The organism is Aquimarina agarivorans, from assembly GCF_000218485.1.
Classification (GTDB): Bacteria; Bacteroidota; Bacteroidia; order Flavobacteriales; family Flavobacteriaceae; genus Aquimarina; species Aquimarina agarivorans.
In genome coordinates, this window is the sequence record NZ_AFPB01000126.1 from 1 (window position 1) to 2,961 (window position 2,961).

Here is a 2,961-nt window from a genome sequence, read left to right on the forward strand (position 1 = left end):
CAATCAACCATGACACAAAAAAGACCGAGAACACGACGAGCCAGACCAAGGCGGCTGGGGCAATAGCTTTTTTGTAGTCCTGAAGCGCAGCGGAAGTGAATACTAAAAAGTATTGGCATAGGGTGGGGGCTGGTGAGACCTTTGATAGTGGAATAGGTGCTCGACTGCTAAGGAGTAACCTATGTGTATTAAATTCCGACCGTTAGGGAGTCCTGATTATTTTATAGACACTTCTTTAATAGTATTTCAGAGGTTCTCTACTAGTATGACGAACTCTAATGATTCTGATTTGCTTTTCTGTAACTTGATAAGCTACTCGTAAACTGTATTTTTCAAAAGCTCTGATATTACCTTTATTATTTTTTCGGTATTTATCTAAAGGGTAAATTTTAGGACTATTTTTTAAGCTTTCAGCAATATCAAGAATGGTATTTTTAACTTTTTCTGCTGACTTTGGAGAGTCCTTTTTTATGTGATTGCATTGTTTTTCTAAATGATTGTAAGCGCCTTTACGCCAAACTACTTCTACCATTTACTTGCCATTTTTCGAACTTCTGCTTGAGTAAAATATTCTCCGCGCTCAATCTCAGAAATACCAGCATCTATATCAGCATTATATTCTTCTAAAGTATCTCGTTGGTTGAGTTGTTCTTTCTTTATAATACTTTCTAATTTATCCATGATACTTGCTTTTTCTACTTGAAAAAGTAGCTGCATAAACTCATATTTCCTTGCTTTTAAATCCATAACCTTTGTATTTTACATCTATTACAAAGATACCTTTTTATTAGATGTGTTCGACCAACTCAAAAACATGCGCATGACCTTGTTGACCTACAAGCTTTACGATCTTTTGATATTCTAATTCTCGGACGACTTCATAAATACGGCTTTTGCCTTTTCTAAGTTGTAATCTTAACTGTTTTAAAGTAAAAGGATTACTACCAAAATGATATTGGATTTGAGTGGCATACCAACGAAGTACAGGAGATAACAAAACACTTCGATTTGTAAGGTCTAGCTCTCTTTGTAAAATGTGGATGGCATTGCAAATATCTTCTCGTGTCACATACAAATTCCCAAACTTATCTTGATCTCGGTAAAACTCACTAAGCATGCATAAACTCGAAGCCGTTTTACTAATCACTTGTTTTTGAGGTTCAGTAAAAAAAGCATGTTTATCGATCAAGTAATCGTATTTATTAATCGTAGATCGTTTAGGGTATAACATTTTAACCAAATGATTAAAAGCTTCGGTATGGTAATTAAACTGCTGACTTACATTGACTTTTACATAACGTTTTGAAGGTAATGGCATGACTTAGGTTGATTTTGGATAGGTCGATTTTAAAAGGGTACGCTTAAGTCTTTCTTGGAATATTGGAACACTAGCACAAAAAACGGTGGTATCTATTGTATTTATTGAGTTTATGCTAAATTTTGGTGTTCCAAGCGCTTGTAACACAAACTATAAAACCTTTATTTACGGTAGTCTGGTGTTCCTGTGGTGTTCCATCATAGTTTGTTTATTTGGTTTTGTAGGTCATTTTTGATCTTAGCACGTAGTGCTTTGTAGTTATCCCAATACACGATTTTATATTTAAATCCTCGATTTGCATATCCAAATTGCTGTAAGTACTCTAACTCAACTAACTGTTGTGTAAAACGATGTGCTTGGGTTTTACTAGCTCCTGTAATTTGCTTTACATCAAATCGATTAAAGAGTTCATCTTCACCTTTCTTTTTAATCCCTTCTTTAAGCTTTTCAAAAAACTGTCGTAGACTTCCGTGGAGTTCATCTACTTTTAGAATGATGGTTTCAAAAAGGATATCACAAGCTAATTGTAAATCTTGTTTTTCGGTAATAAGTCTGCCCTGGTTATCCTTCTTTCGTTGGAACTGATGCCACCACGTTACCTGGGCAACTAGGTGTTGGTACATACCGTGTAATCGTCTTAATTTATGGATGTTTTGAGGTAATTGTATTTTCGTAGCAAAAGGATTTACCACTTGTAAGGGCAATAAAACACGAGTACAATTTTGTATAAAAACTCTTGTCTTTTGGATCTGGTTTAGATCGATTAAACCAGCTGCTACTTGGTTTTGATAATTTATAATATCAGCTGTCTGCCTAGCAGATTCATCAACAGCAATTACAAAACACCGGCTAATATTATCCTCGTATACATCGGCTTTAGTGGTGCAGGCTAGTGAAGCTATTGGACCTTTTACGCTATTCTCACCACTGGTAATACGTCCGCTTTCTAACTTTTGTGCTGTAGAACTGTCTAGCTTTCCGCTACTCTGTAATTCTCTTAAGGCTAATAAGGCCTTTTCTTCTAAGCCGTCCAAGTCCTCGAAGCATAAGAGTTTATGACACAGCGCATATTCTGCATAATTGTAAAAACTACTTTCCGTTACTCTTGTAAAGCTTTTAAAAGTTTCTTTGGGTACTAGCTTATAAATACTTTGTAATAGCTTGGTTTTTCCACTTCCCGAAGATCCTTGTATCAGTCCATGCAGCGGACTATCGCTATAATAACTCGTAGCAATTAAAAAAATGAGTAGCCGATTTTCGGCTTCGCCTACAACACCTGTTTGCCCGATAGCTTCGTTAATTCTTTGGAGTAGATTGTCAGATTTTAAAAACTCTAAACATCTGTTTTTAGTGGCTTCGTCTAAGGTGTATTGTTTTTCTTGCTTTTCGGTAGCAGTTTGTTTTTCCAAGGCTAAAGCAAAGATTTGCCACTCTTTTAAGATTTCGCCCGTATCAATATCTAGGGTTTTTGCGGCTACTTTAGCGTGCTTTTCTAGATTCGTGTAATCGTATAAATCTAACTTTTGGATGAGCATTTGTTTGGTGAGAGGAACGGTAGTTTGTAAGGTGACTTTTAAGGTGTCTCCCGTATTTTTTACTTGTCCTTTTACTTTGAGTACTAAACTCGAAGGGGTTTCTATTTT

Annotated in this window: 4 protein-coding genes; all 4 read right to left on the reverse strand. The window is 35.8% G+C overall.

Annotated features, from left to right (window positions below; all coding sequences use genetic code 11):
• Positions 1-235: 235 nt before the first annotated feature.
• Positions 236-532 (reverse strand): type II toxin-antitoxin system RelE/ParE family toxin, encoded by a 297-nt coding sequence (locus tag GMC_RS19330; RefSeq protein ID WP_010521423.1) that lies wholly within the window; start codon positions 530-532, stop codon positions 236-238.
• Positions 526-747, reverse strand: a complete 222-nt coding sequence (locus GMC_RS19335; protein ID WP_010521424.1) for a hypothetical protein — start codon at positions 745-747, stop codon at positions 526-528. Before GMC_RS19335 ends, GMC_RS19330 begins: the two co-directional genes overlap by 7 nt.
• Before the next feature lie 40 nt (positions 748-787).
• Complete coding sequence (locus GMC_RS0106770; RefSeq protein ID WP_010521425.1) at positions 788-1,318, reverse strand: hypothetical protein; 531 nt, start codon at positions 1,316-1,318, stop codon at positions 788-790.
• Positions 1,319-1,515: 197 nt separating this feature from the next.
• Positions 1,516-2,961: MTBMA_p00010-related P-loop-containing protein (locus GMC_RS22150; RefSeq protein WP_010521426.1), on the reverse strand; the 1,446-nt coding region annotated here is incomplete at its 5' end.